Here is a 17,882-nt window from a genome sequence, read left to right on the forward strand (position 1 = left end):
AACTTATATATAGGGGGTAGGGGGGAAGCCAAATGGACGTTGTCTTTGTTCTCAATTGTGGGAGCTCATCAATCAAATTTCAACTCATTGAGCCAGAGTCAGGTGATGTTCATCTAAAAGGGCTTGCCGAGAACTTAAATACGTCCCGTGCAACGTTGAAGTGGTCCAATGGGTCAAAAGACTTAGGAAAGGGAGATTATAACGACGCTTTGGGAGAAATCCTTCATCTTCTAGGGGATGAGAAGATCTTAGGAATAGGACACCGAGTCGTCCATGGAGGAGAGTTTTTCAGCGCCTCAGTCAAAATTGATAAGGATGTGCTCAGCAAAATTAAAGAATGCAACCACTTAGCTCCTTTGCACAACCCTGCAGCTGCGCTTGGAATCGAAATCATGGGGAAAGCCTTCCCCGATCTTCCCCAAGTTGCCGTCTTTGACACTTCTTTCCATCAATCAATGCCTCAAGTGGCCTACCTCTATGCTCTCCCCTATGAATACTATGGAACATTTCAGATCCGTAGATATGGATTTCATGGAACGAGCCATCGCTATGTTGTCCAAAAAGGGGCGGATGAAATCGACAAGCCCTTAAGCGAGACTTCTTTTATTAGCTGCCACCTCGGGAATGGTTGTAGCATTGCTGCGGTCAGAGGAGGAGAAAGCCTCGATACCAGCATGGGCCTCACCCCCTTAGAAGGCCTTGTCATGGGGCAGCGTTGTGGTGATCTCGACCCGAGCATTGTAGGGTTTTTAGCAAAAAAATTGCAGGTCAGTAGTAAGGATGTGACTTCAATCCTTAATAAAAAAAGTGGGCTTTTGGGCATTTCAGGTATCAGTGAAGATATGAGACTTCTGACTGAAAGTGCGGATCCTAGAGCAAAACTTGCCATCGATATCTTTTGCTATCGCCTGGCAAAATATATTGCCGCTTACCTTGTTCCTTTGCAGCATATTGATGGCGTGATTTTTACTGGAGGGATTGGAGAAAACGCTTCTGGAATTCGGGATCAAGTCATGACACACCTTAACCCCTTTAATCTAAAAGCGCTTGTCATTCCTACAAATGAAGAACTCATGATTGCACGCGACGCTGCAGCCATCGTGAGGAAAGCGTTATGAAACATACGATCTTAATGGTTCCTATTGGTTTAGGTGTTGGGTTAACAACTGTCTCAATAGGACTAATCCATGCTTTAGAGAGTCAGGGCCTTTCTGTAAATTATCTAAACCCTTTTGGCAATCAGCCCGATCTTGACTTCAACAAGATAGAAAACCTCCTTAGCACGGGGCAAGAAGATGTCATCCTAGAAGCGATTATCGGACAAGTAGAGCAGGAATCAGAGAAAGATGGAATCCTAATCCTTCAAGGAATTATCTCAACTCAACTACGCCCCTACGCCCCAAACCTGAACAGTGCCATTGCAAAAGCTCTCGATGCGAAAGTGGTATTTGTCACAACACCCGGAGGAAAATCCCCTTTAGAGTTGAAAGAACAAATCATCATTGAAGCAAAGCCCTATGGAGGGATTGAAAACCCTCGAACGATTGGATGTATGATTAACAAGGTGGGCGCACCGGTCGACCAATATGGAACTGCACGGATTGATCTTTTTGATCTTCCTGAAGATCATGCTGAGGAAACGGCGCTATGTCAGATTTTTGCCCATCCAAATTTTAAGGTCCTTGGATGCTTTCCCTGGAATCGCCAATTGATGGCTCCCAGGGTTGAAGATGTTGTTAAATATCTTGATGCAGAAATTATCTCTGAGGGAAACATGAAATTCCATCGCGTCAATTTTTTTGCAATTGCTGCGGCAACAATCGACCATATGGCAAATGTGCTCAAACCCGACGTGATGATTATCACTCCCTCCGATCGATCTGACACTATACTAGCCACATGTATTGCATATCTTAGTGGAATAAAAATTGCTGGCCTCCTTCTGAGCGGAGATTACGCTCCATCTAAAAAGGCCCTGGAACTCTGCACGCGTGCGATGCAAGAGGGCCTTCCTGTCCTCAAAGTAAAAACCGATACGCTTCGCACCGCAATCTCTCTCCAAAATCTCAATATAAAAATCTCCGAAAACGATCTTGAAAGAAGAACCGCTCTTAAGGAGTATGTTGCTAGCCATATTGATGCACCTTGGCTAAAAGAACTCCTTGGGGCGCAATCAGAGCGCAACTTGTCCCCTCCAGCCTTCCGGTATCAACTCATCGAAAAAGCCAAAAAAGCCCGCAAGCAAATTGTCCTCCCTGAAGGAGAGGAACCTCGCATTATCAAGGCTGCTAGTATCTGCGCACAGCGGAAAATTGCGCAGCCTATTCTTCTAGGCAACCCTGAAAAAATCCAGGATATTGCCAAAAAAAATGGGATTACACTTACCCCAGATATTCAAATACTCGATCCAAAGCCCCTAAGAGAAAAATATCTCCCTTCCCTGATGGAGCTTCGAAAACACAAGGGAATCACCGAAAAAAATGCATATGAGGCCCTGCAAGAAAACATTGTTGTAGGAACCCTAATGCTTGCTGAGGGTGTTGTAGATGGCCTTGTTGCCGGAGCGATTCATACTACCGCGCATACTATCCGCCCCGCGCTCATGCTTATTAAAACAAAGCCTGATACCGCTAGAGTCTCCTCGATCTTTTTTATGTGTTTGCCAAAACAAGTATTAGTGTACGGTGATTGCGCAGTGAATCAAAACCCGACAGCAGAAGAACTTGCCGATATTGCCATTCAATGCGCCGACTCCGCAGAGCAGTTTGGAATCTCTCCGCGTGTTGCCATGATTAGCTACTCTACAGGAGCCTCAGGTACAGGCGCTGATGTCGCTAAAGTGAAAGAAGCCACAGAGTTAATAAAACAAAAGCACCCTAATCTTCCTGTTGATGGCCCATTGCAATACGATGCTGCATATAGCGCCGATGTTGCTGCAAAAAAGGCACCCAACAGCCCTGTCGCAGGAAAAGCAACTGTTTATGTTTTTCCTGATCTCAACACCGCAAACACTACATATAAAGCTGTACAACGAAGCGCAGATGTTCTTTCTATCGGTCCAATGCTTCAAGGGCTAAAGAAACCAGTCAATGATCTTTCTCGTGGCGCACTTGTCGATGACATTGTTTTCACAATCGCAATCACAGCCATACAATCTACATAATCGTTGGTATAAACTCTTGGACCTGCTAAAGTGCGGAAAAAGTAGTGCTTGTTGAGTATGGTATCATGAGAAAAATAATACGTTCTGTTCTTCTGCTTAGTTTAATGGGAAGCTTCCTTGTCTTGTTCACGGGATGTGATAATAGCCGAGAAGTTGTAAGCAATGTTAGCGAAAAAGAAGCAAATATTACCCTTGTGTTACTTGAGAGTAAAGGCATTCCAGCAATGAAGCAAGCTGCAGCAACCTCTGGTATTGGGGCGGAAGGGTCTGTTTCGAAATATTCGATTATGGTGCCTGAAAAGTATTCGATTGAAGCCATTGCCTATCTTAACCAAAACGGTTTCCCTAGAGAAAAGGGGACAACTCTGCTCGAGCTTTTTGCAAAACAGGGGCTCATGACTTCTGATAAAGAGGAAACAATTCGATATCAAGCGGGTCTAGCACAACAATTGACAAACACTATTCTAATGATTGATGGTGTCATTGAAGCTAATGTACAAATTTCTTTTCCTCCTGAAGACACAGGCCTTGGACAATCAACCGAAAAGAAACAAATCACAGCTGCCGTTTATGTGAAACATCAAGGGGTCATTGATGATCCCAATATCCATTTAGAAAACAAGATTAAACGTTTAATTTCAGGAAGTGTGACAGGCCTTGATATTAATAACGTCACAGTCGTTTCTGATCGCTCAAGATTTACAGATATCACTTTAGAGCAGATGCCTGAATCCCTTGGTGGGAAACCAGGAGAATACGTCAGCGTGTGGAACATCGTGATGAGTAAAAACTCAGTAAGTCGCTTCCGCGTCCTTTTCTTTATTATTACCTTTATCGCGGTTCTTCTCGCAATAGTACTCGGATGGATCAGCTGGAAATTTTACCCACAACTTAAAAAGAAGGGTGGGCTGAAGGAGCTCTTCAACCCTATTCCCTTAATTAATACCATCCGTAAAAAACCTCCTTCAGAACCTCCTGGAGAAGGAGGGGTGTAATAGATGAATACCTCCTCATGGGTTGTTTTTAAAAATCTCTTGGAACGAGGGGGTTCGGGGTTGCAATCATCGGTTGGTCGCTACCTAGCAAGGGAAGAACTCGAAAAACTGGAGAGTATACGCCCTTCGAAGGAGGATCCATTCTCCCACTCCACAACAATGGAAGCCCGCCTGAGTCGCATTCACTACTCTTGGCTTATTACTTTCCTGGAACCTTTTGCAGAAAACGATAAAGCAAAGATTCTGTCAGTACTTGATAAGCCCCAATCGACCAAGCTCCAAAACCACTTTAAATTGACCGATACAATCCATCCTCTAAAGGACGTCGCAAAAAACTATTTGGCATCAGCAGTTTATGAATGGTTGATCTCTGATCAAAAGGAGTTTCTTCCTTTTGAATTTTTACCCGATCATCCTTTAAATGCTCTTTTAGATTTATCAAAAAAAGAACTCCAGATTCTTGTAGATTATCTAGGACTTCATGATCTAGCGATGGAACTCAAGCATGTCATTAAGTCGGAACAGATCAAAAAAATCCAAAGAGTTCTTTCCAAGGAAGAACATGAATACTTGAAATCCTTATTGAAGACAAAAGAGCCTCTTTCCTTTGCAAGATTGAATTTGGACGGCTGGAATGGCGATGGCGAAAAGCTAAAAGCCATCCTGCATCATCGAGGGTTTAATCGCCTCGCAAAAGCCCTTTTTGGTTGTCACCCTTCTCTTCTATGGCATATTTACCACCGATTAGATACTGGAAGAACAAAAATTCTTCGGAAGTTTTTTACAGATATTAATAACGATGAAGCCCATCAAGCTCTTACAAAACAAGTATTAGGACTAATTCCCAAGGTGCATAAAGAATCATGAGTAAGTATTTTTCATTAATATATTCTGGTGAAATTACACAGGGATCGGACGATAAAGTGATCCCCTCGGATGAGTTTAGCGAATTGCTGAAAGCAACCGACGTCTTGAATAAAGCAAAAGCAGATGTTAAAACCTACCTCGAAAACAATAAAGAGGAGTGTCAAAAGCTTCTTGCTAAAGCGGAAGAAGCAGGGTTTAACAAAGGGCTTTCAGAATTCAATAAACAGATTCTCTATTACCAAGAGAGAGTCAAACAACTGGAGCATGAGCTTCAGAAAACGATCCTTCCTCTTGCATTAAAAGCTGCAAAGAAAATCGTGGGCCGTGAACTAGAACTTAAGCCAGAGACAATCGTCGATATTGTCAGACAAACATTAAAACCTGTCACACAAAACCACCACATTAAGATCTTTGTTGCAAAGCAAGATAAAGAAGCTTTAGAGGAAAGGAAGAAAGAACTGCGAGACATTCTCGAACACGTCCAAACATTTATCATAGAAGAACGGGAAGATATTACTCCTGGGGGTTGTATTATTGAGACGGAAGCTGGTATCATCAACGCAAGTTTGGAAAACCAGTGGCGCGCTCTTGAATCAGCCTTCGAGACGTTTATGAAACGAAAATGATAATTAATAAAAAATTTCTTCTTTTGATCTTTTGCTTCCTATGCTTTGTTGCGCACTCAGCCTATGCTGAAGAGGAAGGTATTGCAGGGGCGATTGCAAAAATTGCCGAACAAGCCCAACAAGGCGAAGGCGATGCCGCTCAAGCATCGGACGACAAAGGAGGCGGCGAACCAAATGTCATCACGATGATGGCTGTCATCACCTTAGTGGCTCTGCTTCCGTATGTTATTATCCTTTTAACTTCTTTCCTCAAAATTGTCATTGTCCTTTCTCTTCTCAGAAACGCCCTGGGTGTGCAGCAATCACCCCCAAACCAAGCTCTGACGGGGATTGCCCTATTGATGAGTATTTACGTGATGTTCCCAACCTGTGTTGCAATGTATGATGCTGGAAAAGAGTATATCAATAAAGACGCCCCAAAAAATCTCTTTTCCCAAAGCTCAGCAGTTTACATCTACAACATTGTCGAAAAAACTAAAGAACCGCTCAAACAGTTTTTAGTGCGGAATATGACCGTTAGTCACCAAAGAAATTTCTATCAACTTGCATACCAAAGCATGCCGCAAGACTTTAAGAAAGACCTAAAAATGGATGATTTTATTGTCCTTGCTCCCGCCTATATTACCTCTCAATTGAAAGGGGCATTTGAAATCGGTGTCCTGATTTACCTCCCCTTCTTTGTCATTGACCTTGTAACTTCAAACATTCTCCTTGCAATGGGAATGATGATGCTTTCTCCTTTGACGATTGCCCTTCCATTAAAACTTCTCCTAATTGTAATGACGGACGGCTGGACAATGGTCATTCACGGGTTGGTACAAACGTATAAACAGTAGGAGTTATCCTTGTACGAGTCGGAAATTTATCAACTCTCCTATCAAGCCCTTCTTCTGATATTAATCCTATCAGGGCCTCCAATTTTAATTAGTATGACTTTTGGACTTTCCGTTGCGATATTCCAGGCTGCAACACAGATCCAAGAACAAACTCTCTCCTTCACTGTAAAGCTTGTTGCAGTGATTATGACTCTCATTTTTATGGGAGGCTTTTTAAGTGCCCAAATCATGCAATTTGCTAATAATATTTTCCTGAATTTCCCTAAGTGGAACACATGAAACTGCCCCTCTATCGCCTCAAAATGCTACCTACTGACTCCGTTGTTGAGATAGCCTCATGAACTATGCTGAGCTCTATTCAAACCTTCCAAACATCAGCATCATGCAAGTCCTTTCCGTTTTCTTTTTGATTATCATGCGGATCGCTCCTTCCTTAGTCCTTGCTCCTTTCTTTGGAGCAAAGCTTGCTCCAGGAATTGCCAGAATGGGCCTTGCTATCTGTGTTGCAACAATCTTTCTCCCCTTTATTGCCGTAAAAACAACTGGACCAATCGGATTTAGCAACACCTACATTCTGTATTCTTTGAAGGAAATATTAGTCGGTCTCCTATTAGGATTTTTTATTACAGTCCCCTTTTACATGGTCCAAACCGCTGGTACCATTATTGACTACTTAAGGGGGGCCTCGATCATGCAAGCGCAAGATCCTTCAATGCAAACTCAAACATCTCCGATCGGAATCCTTTTTAATTACATCTTAATTGTTATCTTCTTTCAAATTGATGGACCCTTTCTCTTCTTTGATGCACTCATGAAGTCATACGAGCTTATTCCCCCTGATAAACTGATCAACCCTCACTTCCTTTCCGTGAAAAGTAATTTTTGGAAAGTAACTTTTGATCTTGTGAATCAAATTGTTACGATAGCAATTCAATTGGCAGCGCCTGCGCTTGTTGCAATTCTAATGGCCGAAATGTTCTTAGGGATAGCCAACCGACTAGCTCCCCAAGTTCAGATTGCTTTCCTTGGGATGTCGATTAAATCATTGCTTGGGCTTGGGCTTCTCTTTGCCGCTTGGTACTTCATCCTAAAACAGTTCACAAAGCAAGGCTACAGTTGGCTAGAACTTTTGAATAAACTCATCTATTCGATGCAAGGATTAAACCCTTAAGGCCTATCCTTAGAATTCTCCCAACTTGATTTTTTTCTTGCAGCTGCATATACCTTGTGAAAAGCACTATATAAAAGGAATCATCTATGAAATACCTCGCATCTTTTCTCACACTTTGCGCAACGGCTTTTTGCGCTACGCAGTATGAAGCTCCCGTAGTAGCTCCGGGAAGTGTTACCCCTCCAAATCATATTACACCAGGAGCAGGCCCGCGGGTTGACCATGGAATCGATACCTTTATTAATGGGGATTTTATCTATTGGACTGCGCGAACAGACAACCTTTCCTATGTTATAACGGGCGCGGGGAATAGCATCACAAGTGTTGGCAAAGGAAGCACAAAGTACCCTGACTGGAGCTGGAACCCAGGATTTAAGGCAGGGCTTGGACTTAACCTTCCTCATGACAGTTGGGACGTTTGTGCTGAATACACGTGGTACTATTCAAGCGCTTCTAATACGTCAGATGCGAGCGGAAATGGAATGCTTCCAACGTGGGATGTTGCAAACATCAATCTCTTAATTCAAAATAACGATTCGATTGTTCAAGCACGTGGAGAGTGGGACATTCACTTCTACGCCATCGATGTCAGTTTAGGTCGGAACTATTTTATCAGCCGCTTTCTAACGCTCCGCCCATTTGTAGGATTCAAAGGGAGCTGGATTGATCAAGACTACAGCGTTCGATACAACCTTGAAACAACACCCATTGATACTTCATTAAAAATGGAAAATGATCAGGACTACTGGGGCATTGGGCTTCGCTCTGGTTTAAAAACCGCATGGCACATCGATCCTTCATGGAGTCTATACGGAGATTTTGCTTTAGCAACTCTTTGGAGCCAGTTTAATGTTACTAGAAGAGACACACGAACTGATAGCCGAAATCCAGGAGCTGGAAATCCTTCACTTAATACACCAATTACATCCATTCATGTGGAAGATAATTTTCATACCATCAAAGGTGTACTAGAATTTGGGATGGGTCTTAGAGGAGAGTGGTGGTTTTTTGAAAACCGTTACCACTTTATGATCCAAGCAGGATGGGAAGAACAACTCTGGATTAATCACAACAACTTTGAAAAAGTGCTTGTTGTGCAGGCTGATCATGGGGATTTAATCTTGCAAGGACTCACAATAAAACTACGTTTCGATTTCTAGAGGCATCTCAATACAAACAAGGATAAAAACTGAACATTTTTTGTGTGTTCAGTTTTTTTTTCTTGCCAAAGAAATCCCATGTAGAGTTTGATAGTACTTCGAAAGAAATAAAAACCCTTTCTGAGCTACGTGAGAGCAACAAAAAAAGGGTGCAAGAGAAAAAAATGCTTGCACAATTGTTCTTAAGTCGTTTAAAAAGGAAAAGCATTAATGAATGATATTTTAGCATTTCTGTAACAGGGAGAAAACTCAGAATGGAAGTGAAACTCAGGAAAATCTGGCCTCTAGTAGGGGCACTGTGTGCAACTGTGTTTAGTTCTGCTTTTGCTCATAGCAACTACTCTAGTGGTAGCAGCTATGGATCTAGTATGGATTCAAGCAATGGTAGCACGCAATCAGGACAAGGAACCTACCAACGTGGGACCTTTAGAGAAATTACACCAAACGCAGGACCTCGTGTCGCTCACGGCGCTGATGTTTTTGTCACCGCTGACTTCATCTGGTGGAAAGCTACGCAAGACGGGCTTAACTACGCCATGAGCGGTGTAGCTTCACCTGCGAATTTTGACCAGTTGTCTTCTACAGTCGGTGTAACTGGACGAGGTAGCGTAAGCGACCCAAGTTTTGGCTGGGACCCAGGTTTTAAGGTGGGGCTTGGTCTGAACCTCAGTCACGACGGTTGGGATTTGTATACCCAATACACATGGCTTCATAGCTCTGCATCCAGTTCGTCAAAAGGGATTGGGATTACTAACTCAGTTAACTCAGTTGTGGCAGCAATTGCCCTAGACCCAGCACTAAACAATGCTGTTCGAAATGCTGACTGGGATCTTCACTTCAATGTGATTGACCTTGAGCTAGGAAGAAGTTTCTACCTCAGCCAGTATCTCGTAATACGGCCTCACTTTGGTCTCAAAGGAACTTGGCAAGAGCAGGACTTCAAAACAAAAATTACCGCTGATTCTTCTTCTTTTAGTCCAGACCTTGCAACTGCCTCATATAACTCGCACCAAGACCATGACACATGGGGACTCGGTATACGCGGTGGTGTGAACCTTGCTTGGTACATGACAAAAAGCTGGAGTATATTTGGAAATGTTGCATGGAGTGCAATGTGGACTCATTACGATGTTGACCGTAAAGATCAGCTAACTCTCTTAGATAACTCAGAAACAAACTTGCAACTTGTTAATACCGAGATGAACAACTATCGTGTTAGGTATGTTAGCGAGCTTGAACTAGGTCTGCGTTGGGAGATGTGGTTTTATGATGATAACTACCATTTTGCAATCCAAGCAGGATGGGAGGAACAAGTCTGGCTGAGTTACGGTAATTTCATCAGACTTTACAATGACACTCAAGGAGACCTAAGTCTTCACGGTCTCAACTTGAAATTCCGCTTTGATTTCTAACAACTGTTAAAGATCCAAATGGAAAAAGGCACCAAAATTTGGTGCCTTTTTTTTTGCCTTAACTATACTGAAAATGTCTGTTATACTAATTGAAAATAGTAACAATACTTTTTTATAAAGCATCTTTCTTTTCAACAAAGAGGAAGATATGGCATCAAGACCTAATGTTGCTGAGCAATTGAAAGAACACAACTTTACAAAATTATTTCAAGAGGCCTCTCATCCAAGAGAAAAATTGAGATTCTTGGCCTTTGTTCATCTTAAAGATGGAAAAGAAGTTTTTCAAGCTAAAGGGATTGATGGACTGCGTGAGCAAGGCTCTAAAATGTCCCATTGCATATCTGTTAATCCATTCAACCTTCCTGCCATTAGACCTCCATATTCAGAACGGAAGGTTACAGCATACAAGCATCAACTATTTATTTCGATTAGTCAGATAGACTCAACAAAGTATTATTAATATTTTTTAATTAGTATAAGCCCCCTTTTGTTTAACTCATGTCTTGATTCCCACCCACAGCACCTGAAGCATGAGGATGGACCTTAATATGGGTTGCACCAATCATAAGTCGTTCATAATAAGGGCCTACAATCAATTATTCCAGTAAATTCTCCCACACTCTGTTATCTCTCTAACGGCAAAAACAACAGTGGACATTCTTCCAGTCTCCATAATCTGGGGGTAAATCTCTCCATGGGGCTCCCGTTCGAAGGATCTAAAAAATGGCGTTAATAAATAACCGATTGTCTTTTACAACCCCACCCCATCCGATTCTTCTTCCTATAAGAAGAGGCTCTAGAACACTCCAAATTCTATCTGATAGATCGTGTCTTCTATATGCACTTTTCATAGTCTACTCCTTGCCTTCACATTCATAGCGCAGAAGTATAACAAAAAATTTATCTTGTAACGACACTATCTAAAAAAAACAAAAACCTCCTTCCAGGATTTATAACAGAATCTTACATAAGATATTTTTCTTGAAAATCAATTGACAATCTCGTTTAGTGGGAAATTATATGGACTAAATGGGTTTGTCATGAAGTTTGCATTGACTATTTGCATAGTATTTTTGTTTCCATGCATGGTTCTGCGTGGAGAAAGTGAAATCCGGATGAATGGACTTGAGAACCGGATGAACAATTTGGAAGGCTCTTCCGGTAATCGATCGATACATCCGATTACCCCATGCGCGGGACCAAAGGTTCATAGCGGAATGGACCTCAATCTCTCAGCTGTATTTCTTTATTGGACTGCTCGTTTAGATACTCTCACCTATGCAAAAACAGGATTTGGTAATCTCAATAGCGCTGCTTCTCCGAATAAAGGCGATGTCCAATCAGTTGATTGGTCTTGGGATCCAGGCTTTAAATTAGGTATGGGATGGAACTTCTGTCATGGCTGTTGGGATATGGCTCTCCAGTATACATGGTTTTATACAAATGTGGGAGATTCGAAACGCTCTCAGTTTCTACAACCCGGATTTGAAATCTTCACTCCAGCTTTTCAAAGCATGGATGTTCCCCAATTTGATAAAGCACATGCCCATTATGATCTTCATTACCAAGTGGGAGACCTTGAACTAGGAAGAAATTTTTATGTCAGTAAATCTCTGAAACTTCGCCCATTTTTTGGAGTTAAAGGAACATGGCAAAAACAAGACTACAATGTCTTTTACGAAACGATCCCTCTTCAAGTCATCTTCCAACAACTTCTCTTTAACTACTCTGCTCGCTTCGATCATTCCCTATGGGGGATTGGTGTGCATGGGGGGCTAAATACCTCTTGGCAATTCTCAAAAGTTTTCAGCCTCTATGGAAATATGTCATTTTCTGGAATGTGGCTTCACTACGATATACATCGCAAAGATACTTGTGCTCTTATGGATGAAAACCAACCTTTCCAAGCTGAAATTTCAACCGTTAACATCCAAGATCGCCTACGCATTATCAAACCTGTGATCGAGATGTCAATTGGACTTCGCGCAGAGACTTATTATTCCCGCGGTCGCTACCACATTCTTTTAGAAGCTGGATGGGAATCCCAAATCTGGGTCAACCAAACGCTCTTTATTTCACTCAGCGATAACTACGATCGATTTGATCTCAACCTTCAAGGGCTTACAGCAAAGGTTCGCTTTGACTTTTAGTAAGACACTTCTGGCCTGAGAAGAAGTACACCTTCTTGGATTGCTTCCACAGTATTATCGATATCACTGAGAGTGTTATAGATCCCCAATGAAATACGGGCAATCGATTTGAGACCAAAACGAGAAAGCGCAGGCTGAGCGCAAAGATGTCCTGTTCGAATAGCAATTCCTTTGAGACCAAGCAGCGTCCCCAGATCAAGTGGGTGTAAGTCGTCAAGAACAAAGCTGATAATGGGCCCCTTCTTCTTTGCAGTGCCAATGATTTTGAGTCCTGAGACTTCAAGAAGCTTTTCGGTAGCATGGGAAAGGAGATGGTTGAGCCATTCTTCAATATTTTCGCGGCCAAGAGACTCTATATAATCAATGGCAGCTCCTAGCCCAATCACTTCTGCAATTGAGGGGGTTCCTGCTTCAAAGCGCAACGGAGGATCTTGAAAGGTTGATTCTTCCATTGTCACGGTTTCAATCATATCCCCTCCTCCAATGAAAGGAGGCATATCTTTCAGGAGTTCTCGCTTGCCGTAGAGAACTCCAATTCCTGTGGGTCCATAAATTTTATGGCCTGAAAAGGCGTAGAAATCGACATCAAGAGCTTCAACATTGAGAGAAAGGTGGGAGGCTGCCTGCGCACCATCAATCAGCACTTTTGCTCCCACTTGATGCGCGAGGGAAATGATCTCTTTTATCGGGTTGATGGTTCCCGTTGCATTTGCAATATGCGCCACTGAAACAAGTTTTGTTCTTTCACTGAGAAGCTCTTTAAAAACATCCAGGCGAAGCTCCCCTTCTAAACTCATGGGGATGTACTTAAGTTTGAGTCCCCTTTCCTTTGCTAGGAGTTGCCAGGGAACAATATTGGAATGATGTTCCATTTCAGAAATGATGATCTCATCCCCTTTCTTTAGGAAAGTCCTTCCATAAGAATGAGCCACTAAGTTAATCGACTCGGTGGTCCCTCTTGTAAAGATGATTTCTTCTTCTTCGCGAGCCCCAATAAACTGCTGCACTTTCGTTCGGACAGTGCTATACATTTCAGTCGAATGGGCAGCAAGCTCATAAATCGCTCGATGAACAGTGCCATACTCCAGAGAATAGAATCTGTGGATTGCGTCAATCACACTTTGAGGCTTTTGAGACGTCGCAGCAGTATCAAGATAGATGAGGTGTCTTCCATTCATCATCTTTTTTAGCATGGGGAAGTCTTCTCGAACGCGTCTTATGTCGAAGGAATTAACCATCTTCTTGTCCTTGGCGTAAGAATCTGTCTATTACACTCTCGCATGCAAGTTCCATGCAGAAGCCTCGAGCTAAATGCCACTCTGCTTCTTTTTTGCTAAGCCCCCGCGACTGCAGATAAAAAAGTTCCTCTTCCTTGGGGCGCGCAACTGTTGCGCCATGAGAGGCTTTCACATCGTCTGCAAGAATCTCAAGATTTGGCTTGCTCATTGCTTGAGCTTTGGGACTAAGAAGGAGGTTATTGTTGAGTTGATAGGCCTCAGTTTGCTGCGCTTCTTTCTCAACAAATATCTTTCCTTCAAAACTTGAGCGCGCGCGTCTCATAAGTGCCGTTTTATAGTGCTGATTCGAGCGACAGTTAGGGGCCACGTGCCTCACGTCGATATAGTGGTGCACCTCGTCTTTAAACGCAGGCAAAGAGAGCCCTTTAAGGTCTACTTCACTGCGCTCTCCTTCAAGAGAGACTTGAATATCATGTCTTTCAGAACATGCTCCCTTTGAGAAAGTAAACATCTTAAAGAAGGCCTCCTTTTTAAGACGTGCTCGAACCGTATGCATAGCAAAGCCATCCGAGCTATGTTCGAGATGCTCATTAACAGAAGCAGTTGCGCCTTCCTCAAGAGAGAATTGCAGATGTTGGTTGTAAAAATAATGCCCCTGTCCTTTCTGAGTATAATGGACTGATAAGTGCGCACCTTTTCCTAAAAAGATTTCCATTTTTGGTGTATGCAGTGCTCCTTCCTCAAGAGAAGGAAGTGTCCATTCCATTTCAATTGTCTTTCCAGGAGGGACATAGAGAAAAAGTCCTGAGTCAGCAAAGGCTGTGTTGAGGAGAGCGTAAGGGTTCTTTTCCCCTATAAGCGCTTCTTGAAACCCTTTCAAAAGAAGAGCGCCGTGAGATCGCATCGCAGAATTTAGGGGGAGGGCAATGATCCCAGCGGCGCCCGAAATTTTAATGTCGTTAGCCTGAGCTAGTTTAAAAGATCCCTGATTTAATTGCATCAAAGAACTATAGCGAAAGGCATCCCACTTTTTCGTCGGAAGACCTAGCTGCTCAATCGCAGACCATACTCCTTTTTTCCAGGGGGCATTCTCTTGAAACAGAGGTTTTAATGTTTCTAGTAAACTCATTGGTGGATTGCATACCCTTTTTCTTCAAGTTTAAGGGCAAGCTCAGCCCCTCCTGTCTTAGCAACCTTCCCATCTACAACCACATGAACAAATTGGGGCTTAATATAATCAAGAAGGCGTTGGTAATGCGTGATGAGTATAAGGGCATTCTCATCGTTTAATTGCGACTTAACACCAGCTGCAACAACTTTCATTGCATCGATATCGAGTCCCGAGTCGGTTTCATCTAACACAGCAAGCTTTGGCTGAAGAACCGCCATCTGCAAAATCTCATTACGCTTCTTTTCTCCCCCTGAAAAGCCTCCATTTATATCTCTTTCAGAAAAAGTAGGACTGATTTCCATCTCTTGCATCTTACTCATCAGGAGCTCTCGAAAAACTTCTTCTGAAAGAGGCGCCTCTCCTTGACTCTTCCGTTTACTATTCAAAGCACTGTGCAAAAATTGAAGGTTTGTCACTCCAGGAATTTCAACGGGATATTGGAACCCCATAAAGAGCCCAAGATGGGCTCTTTCGTCGATTTCAAGCTCCAAGAGATTCTTCCCTAAAAAGGTGATGGAACCATCGGTGATTTCATAGTCTGGGTGTCCTGCCAAAACTTTTGCAAGAGTGGATTTTCCCGCACCATTCGGCCCCATAATCGCGTGAATCTCTCCCGCATTCACTGTCAGGGAAAATCCTTTCAAGATTTTTTCTCCTTCCACTGACACATGAAGGTTTTTGATCTCTAACATTTAACCCACCGACCCTTCTAATTTTAAGGTTAATAATTTTTGTGCTTCCGCTGCAAACTCAAGAGGAAGCTCTTTAATCACGGCTTCACAAAAGCCATTGACAATCATTTGTATCGCATCTTCTTGAGAAATCCCCCGCGTTTGCAGGTAAAAAAGCTGCTCTTCATTCATTTTAGATGTGGATGCTTCGTGCTCAAGCTCCGCAGTATCGTTATGTACTTCAATATAGGGAAAGGTGTTGGCACTGCAATTGTTTTTTACAAGCATCGAATCACACTGCGTGAAATTGCGCGCTCCTTCGGCCCTTGATGAAATATGGACAAGTCCTCGATAGGTATTGGAAGACTCATCTGCTGAAATCCCTTTTGAGATGATCGTTGATTTTGTCCGTTTCCCTAGATGAATCATCTTCGTACCGGTATCTGCTTGCATCTTTCCATTAGTCAATGCAACAGAGTAAAATTCTCCAACTGAATCATCGCCTTGCAAAATGCAAGAAGGATATTTCCACGTGATCGCCGCACCAGCTTCTACCTGGGTCCAAGAAATCTTTGAACGCTTTCCAGCGCACCGTCCCCTTTTTGTGACAAAGTTGTAAATGCCCCCTTTGCCTGTTTTCCGATCTCCTGCATACCAGTTTTGTACCGTTGAGTATTTGATTTCAGCATCGTCATGAGCAATCAACTCAACCACTGCCGCATGCAATTGGTTTTCATCGTAAGCAGGAGCGGTGCACCCTTCTAAATAACTCACATATGATCCGGGTTCTGCAATAATAAGGGTTCTCTCAAACTGCCCCGTTTCCCGTTCATTGATCCTAAAATAGGTAGAGAGCTCCATTGGGCTGCGTACTCCCTTAGGAATATAAACAAAAGAACCATCGGAAAAGACAGCGGAGTTTAGCGCCGTATAAAAATTGTCTCCAATGGGAACGACTGTGCCCAGATATTTTTCCAGAAGCTCGGGATATCTCTTAACAGCTTCACTCATCGAGCAGAGGACAACCCCTGCTTTTTCTAGGGTTTCATGAAAAGTCGTTCCAAGAGACACCGAATCAAAAACAACATCGACCGCAACATTGCTGAGGCGCTTTTGCTCCTCTAAAGGAATGCCTAATTTATCGAAGGTGCGGAGGATTTCAGGATCAACTTCATCCAGGCTGCTCAATTCTTGCTTCTTCTTTGGTGCAGCATAATATCTAATATCCTGAAAATCAATGGAAGCTATATCTAAATGCCCCCAACTGGGCGGTATCATCTCCTTCCACTTTCGAAAAGCTTTCAGTCGGAACTCAAGCATAAAGCTCGGCTCCTCTTTCTTTGCAGAAAGAGCTCTGACAGTCTCTTCATCTAACCCTTTAGGAAAAAGGTCCGATTCAATCTCGGTTCTAAAACCATATTTATATTCTTCCCGCTCAGCAAGAAGCTCTTCAGTTGACATGCGTTCTCCATTCTTCTGGACCAATAAAATACCCCTTTTCTCCTCCGAATGTCAACTGCTCAATAGTCCTCGTTGAAAGTAAAAATTTCAGTCATGTCTCCCGCGGCTCTTTCGACAAATTCTTTCAAAGATTCTGAGCTTCTAAGAATTTCTCGAATCACCGCTCCCCTCCCTTCATTCTTGAGAACAAGCCCATAAACCCCTACTCCACGGTGAGGTCCTTGGCAGTCAGAGCGAAAAGCTCCCATCATAAAGGCTCCGACATCATCAGTGAGGCCTACCTTGAGATCTCCCGCCTCTTCTTTGGTATACTCCCGAATAAAGTGCCAAGGAACTGTCTTTCGACTTCCACGGCAAACACCATCTCCACCATAGAATCCCACATGAACATCGTAATACTCATGTGCCCACTGCGGCACTGATAAATGAAATTCTTTATTCCCCTCATTTTGAAGATATATCGCAAAGAAAAGGTCTAATTTATCTTCTTCTATATTTAATAGTTTAGCCTTCATCGGTTCTGGAAAATAGCAAATCTGCCGCCGTGGAATCTTCACAAAAAGGTGGGGCTCCCTTCCCTCCATATAGACCACATTGAGGCTTTGCCGTGTCGATAAATTAATTGAGGGATAGGTAATTGGGTCTAGCCAAGCCCTCCAAGTCTCTCGATCTCTTTGGCACCTATCAACCGTAAATAACCCCTCTTCAACGTCCCTAAGCTGAGGAGCATCAGATATCCTTGCATTAACGATATGAAAAACAGCGGTAGCATACTCATCCACCCGTTGAATCAATGCATCCACATAGGAATATAAATAACTTGCAAATGAATAAACACGAGACGCGCCAACTCTTTCCATAAGACCCTCATCAAATGAGAGTAAGTATAAACTTTTTTTGTTTAGAAAGGCAAGTACTTACCAGATGATCAAGAGGGCTGGTTGGCAATTTTTGTAAGATC

17 protein-coding genes and 1 pseudogene are annotated in these 17,882 nt (G+C 42.8%); 12 read left to right on the forward strand and 6 right to left on the reverse strand.

What is annotated here, in order from left to right; translation table 11 throughout:
* Positions 1-32: 32 nt before the first annotated feature.
* From R2I63_RS04490 to R2I63_RS04540, 11 genes are all read left to right on the forward strand, one after another.
* Positions 33-1,118: an acetate/propionate family kinase gene (locus tag R2I63_RS04490; protein ID WP_316359311.1), complete on the forward strand. Its 1,086-nt coding sequence runs from the start codon at positions 33-35 to the stop codon at positions 1,116-1,118.
* Positions 1,115-3,163, forward strand: a complete 2,049-nt coding sequence (gene pta / locus R2I63_RS04495; protein ID WP_316359313.1) for a phosphate acetyltransferase — start codon at positions 1,115-1,117, stop codon at positions 3,161-3,163. Before R2I63_RS04490 ends, pta begins: the two co-directional genes overlap by 4 nt.
* Before the next feature lie 65 nt (positions 3,164-3,228).
* The gene (locus tag R2I63_RS04500) at positions 3,229-4,158 is read left to right on the forward strand and encodes an EscJ/YscJ/HrcJ family type III secretion inner membrane ring protein (RefSeq protein WP_316359314.1); all 930 of its coding nucleotides are present in this window, start codon (positions 3,229-3,231) and stop codon (positions 4,156-4,158) included.
* A gap of 3 nt (positions 4,159-4,161) precedes the next feature.
* A complete protein-coding gene (locus tag R2I63_RS04505) occupies positions 4,162-5,025 on the forward strand; it encodes a hypothetical protein (protein WP_316359316.1) in 864 nt (287 codons plus the stop codon).
* Complete coding sequence (locus R2I63_RS04510) at positions 5,022-5,651, forward strand: HrpE/YscL family type III secretion apparatus protein (protein ID WP_316359318.1); 630 nt, start codon at positions 5,022-5,024, stop codon at positions 5,649-5,651. Before R2I63_RS04505 ends, R2I63_RS04510 begins: the two co-directional genes overlap by 4 nt.
* On the forward strand, positions 5,648-6,487 hold the full coding sequence (gene sctR, locus R2I63_RS04515) for a type III secretion system export apparatus subunit SctR (protein WP_316359320.1): 840 nt from the start codon (positions 5,648-5,650) through the stop codon (positions 6,485-6,487). The genes R2I63_RS04510 and sctR overlap by 4 nt, the downstream gene beginning before the upstream one ends.
* Before the next feature lie 9 nt (positions 6,488-6,496).
* Positions 6,497-6,766 (forward strand): type III secretion system export apparatus subunit SctS, encoded by a 270-nt coding sequence (sctS, locus tag R2I63_RS04520; RefSeq protein WP_316359322.1) that lies wholly within the window; start codon positions 6,497-6,499, stop codon positions 6,764-6,766.
* A gap of 58 nt (positions 6,767-6,824) precedes the next feature.
* Positions 6,825-7,658 carry an EscT/YscT/HrcT family type III secretion system export apparatus protein gene (locus R2I63_RS04525; protein ID WP_316359325.1) on the forward strand — a complete coding sequence of 278 codons (834 nt, stop codon included), beginning with the start codon at positions 6,825-6,827 and terminating at the stop codon, positions 7,656-7,658.
* A gap of 86 nt (positions 7,659-7,744) precedes the next feature.
* The gene (locus R2I63_RS04530) at positions 7,745-8,818 is read left to right on the forward strand and encodes an Lpg1974 family pore-forming outer membrane protein (RefSeq protein ID WP_316359328.1); all 1,074 of its coding nucleotides are present in this window, start codon (positions 7,745-7,747) and stop codon (positions 8,816-8,818) included.
* Positions 8,819-9,072: 254 nt separating this feature from the next.
* Positions 9,073-10,230, forward strand: coding sequence for an Lpg1974 family pore-forming outer membrane protein (locus tag R2I63_RS04535; RefSeq protein ID WP_316359331.1), 1,158 nt, complete (start codon positions 9,073-9,075; stop codon positions 10,228-10,230).
* A 148-nt stretch (positions 10,231-10,378) separates the two neighbouring features.
* Positions 10,379-10,690 (forward strand): hypothetical protein, encoded by a 312-nt coding sequence (locus R2I63_RS04540; protein WP_316359334.1) that lies wholly within the window; start codon positions 10,379-10,381, stop codon positions 10,688-10,690.
* 34 nt (positions 10,691-10,724) lie between these two features.
* Here R2I63_RS04540 and R2I63_RS04545 read toward each other — a convergent pair.
* Positions 10,725-11,081 (reverse strand): annotated as a pseudogene (locus R2I63_RS04545) (transposase); the annotation flags it as partial.
* A gap of 264 nt (positions 11,082-11,345) precedes the next feature.
* Here R2I63_RS04545 and R2I63_RS04550 point away from each other — a divergent pair.
* Positions 11,346-12,380 carry an Lpg1974 family pore-forming outer membrane protein gene (locus R2I63_RS04550; RefSeq protein ID WP_316359337.1) on the forward strand — a complete coding sequence of 345 codons (1,035 nt, stop codon included), beginning with the start codon at positions 11,346-11,348 and terminating at the stop codon, positions 12,378-12,380.
* Here the strand turns inward: R2I63_RS04550 and R2I63_RS04555 are convergent.
* Genes R2I63_RS04555 through R2I63_RS04575 form a run of 5 tightly spaced genes read right to left on the reverse strand, consistent with a single transcriptional unit; the run spans position 12,377 to position 17,781 of the window.
* A complete protein-coding gene (locus R2I63_RS04555; RefSeq protein WP_316359339.1) occupies positions 12,377-13,618 on the reverse strand; it encodes a cysteine desulfurase in 1,242 nt (413 codons plus the stop codon). The genes R2I63_RS04550 and R2I63_RS04555 overlap by 4 nt on opposite strands.
* Complete coding sequence (locus R2I63_RS04560) at positions 13,611-14,747, reverse strand: SufB/SufD family protein (RefSeq protein ID WP_316359341.1); 1,137 nt, start codon at positions 14,745-14,747, stop codon at positions 13,611-13,613. Before R2I63_RS04560 ends, R2I63_RS04555 begins: the two co-directional genes overlap by 8 nt.
* Complete coding sequence (sufC, locus tag R2I63_RS04565; RefSeq protein ID WP_316359344.1) at positions 14,744-15,481, reverse strand: Fe-S cluster assembly ATPase SufC; 738 nt, start codon at positions 15,479-15,481, stop codon at positions 14,744-14,746. Before sufC ends, R2I63_RS04560 begins: the two co-directional genes overlap by 4 nt.
* Positions 15,482-16,921, reverse strand: coding sequence for a Fe-S cluster assembly protein SufB (gene sufB, locus R2I63_RS04570; RefSeq protein ID WP_316359346.1), 1,440 nt, complete (start codon positions 16,919-16,921; stop codon positions 15,482-15,484).
* 59 nt (positions 16,922-16,980) lie between these two features.
* Positions 16,981-17,781, reverse strand: a complete 801-nt coding sequence (locus R2I63_RS04575) for a hypothetical protein (RefSeq protein WP_316359349.1) — start codon at positions 17,779-17,781, stop codon at positions 16,981-16,983.
* Positions 17,782-17,882: the final 101 nt, after the last annotated feature.

This window comes from Candidatus Neptunochlamydia sp. REUL1 (genome assembly GCF_963457595.1).
Lineage (GTDB): Bacteria > Chlamydiota > Chlamydiia > Chlamydiales > Simkaniaceae > Neptunichlamydia.

What these genes read in the sequence shown, in the direction of transcription:
- R2I63_RS04540 (WP_316359334.1), top strand. Translation starts at nt 10,379, where the DNA reads ATGGCATCAAGACCTAATGTTGCTGAGCAATTGAAAGAACACAACTTT.
- sufC (WP_316359344.1), bottom strand. Translation starts at nt 15,481, where the DNA reads ATGTTAGAGATCAAAAACCTTCATGTGTCAGTGGAAGGAGAAAAAATC.
- R2I63_RS04530 (WP_316359328.1), top strand. Translation starts at nt 7,745, where the DNA reads ATGAAATACCTCGCATCTTTTCTCACACTTTGCGCAACGGCTTTTTGC.
- R2I63_RS04560 (WP_316359341.1), bottom strand. Translation starts at nt 14,747, where the DNA reads ATGAGTTTACTAGAAACATTAAAACCTCTGTTTCAAGAGAATGCCCCC.
- R2I63_RS04505 (WP_316359316.1), top strand. Translation starts at nt 4,162, where the DNA reads ATGAATACCTCCTCATGGGTTGTTTTTAAAAATCTCTTGGAACGAGGG.
- R2I63_RS04550 (WP_316359337.1), top strand. Translation starts at nt 11,346, where the DNA reads ATGAATGGACTTGAGAACCGGATGAACAATTTGGAAGGCTCTTCCGGT.
- R2I63_RS04555 (WP_316359339.1), bottom strand. Translation starts at nt 13,618, where the DNA reads ATGGTTAATTCCTTCGACATAAGACGCGTTCGAGAAGACTTCCCCATG.
- sufB (WP_316359346.1), bottom strand. Translation starts at nt 16,921, where the DNA reads ATGTCAACTGAAGAGCTTCTTGCTGAGCGGGAAGAATATAAATATGGT.
- R2I63_RS04525 (WP_316359325.1), top strand. Translation starts at nt 6,825, where the DNA reads ATGAACTATGCTGAGCTCTATTCAAACCTTCCAAACATCAGCATCATG.
- R2I63_RS04490 (WP_316359311.1), top strand. Translation starts at nt 33, where the DNA reads ATGGACGTTGTCTTTGTTCTCAATTGTGGGAGCTCATCAATCAAATTT.
- R2I63_RS04575 (WP_316359349.1), bottom strand. Translation starts at nt 17,781, where the DNA reads ATGGAAAGAGTTGGCGCGTCTCGTGTTTATTCATTTGCAAGTTATTTA.
- pta (WP_316359313.1), top strand. Translation starts at nt 1,115, where the DNA reads ATGAAACATACGATCTTAATGGTTCCTATTGGTTTAGGTGTTGGGTTA.
- R2I63_RS04535 (WP_316359331.1), top strand. Translation starts at nt 9,073, where the DNA reads ATGGAAGTGAAACTCAGGAAAATCTGGCCTCTAGTAGGGGCACTGTGT.
- sctR (WP_316359320.1), top strand. Translation starts at nt 5,648, where the DNA reads ATGATAATTAATAAAAAATTTCTTCTTTTGATCTTTTGCTTCCTATGC.
- R2I63_RS04500 (WP_316359314.1), top strand. Translation starts at nt 3,229, where the DNA reads ATGAGAAAAATAATACGTTCTGTTCTTCTGCTTAGTTTAATGGGAAGC.
- R2I63_RS04510 (WP_316359318.1), top strand. Translation starts at nt 5,022, where the DNA reads ATGAGTAAGTATTTTTCATTAATATATTCTGGTGAAATTACACAGGGA.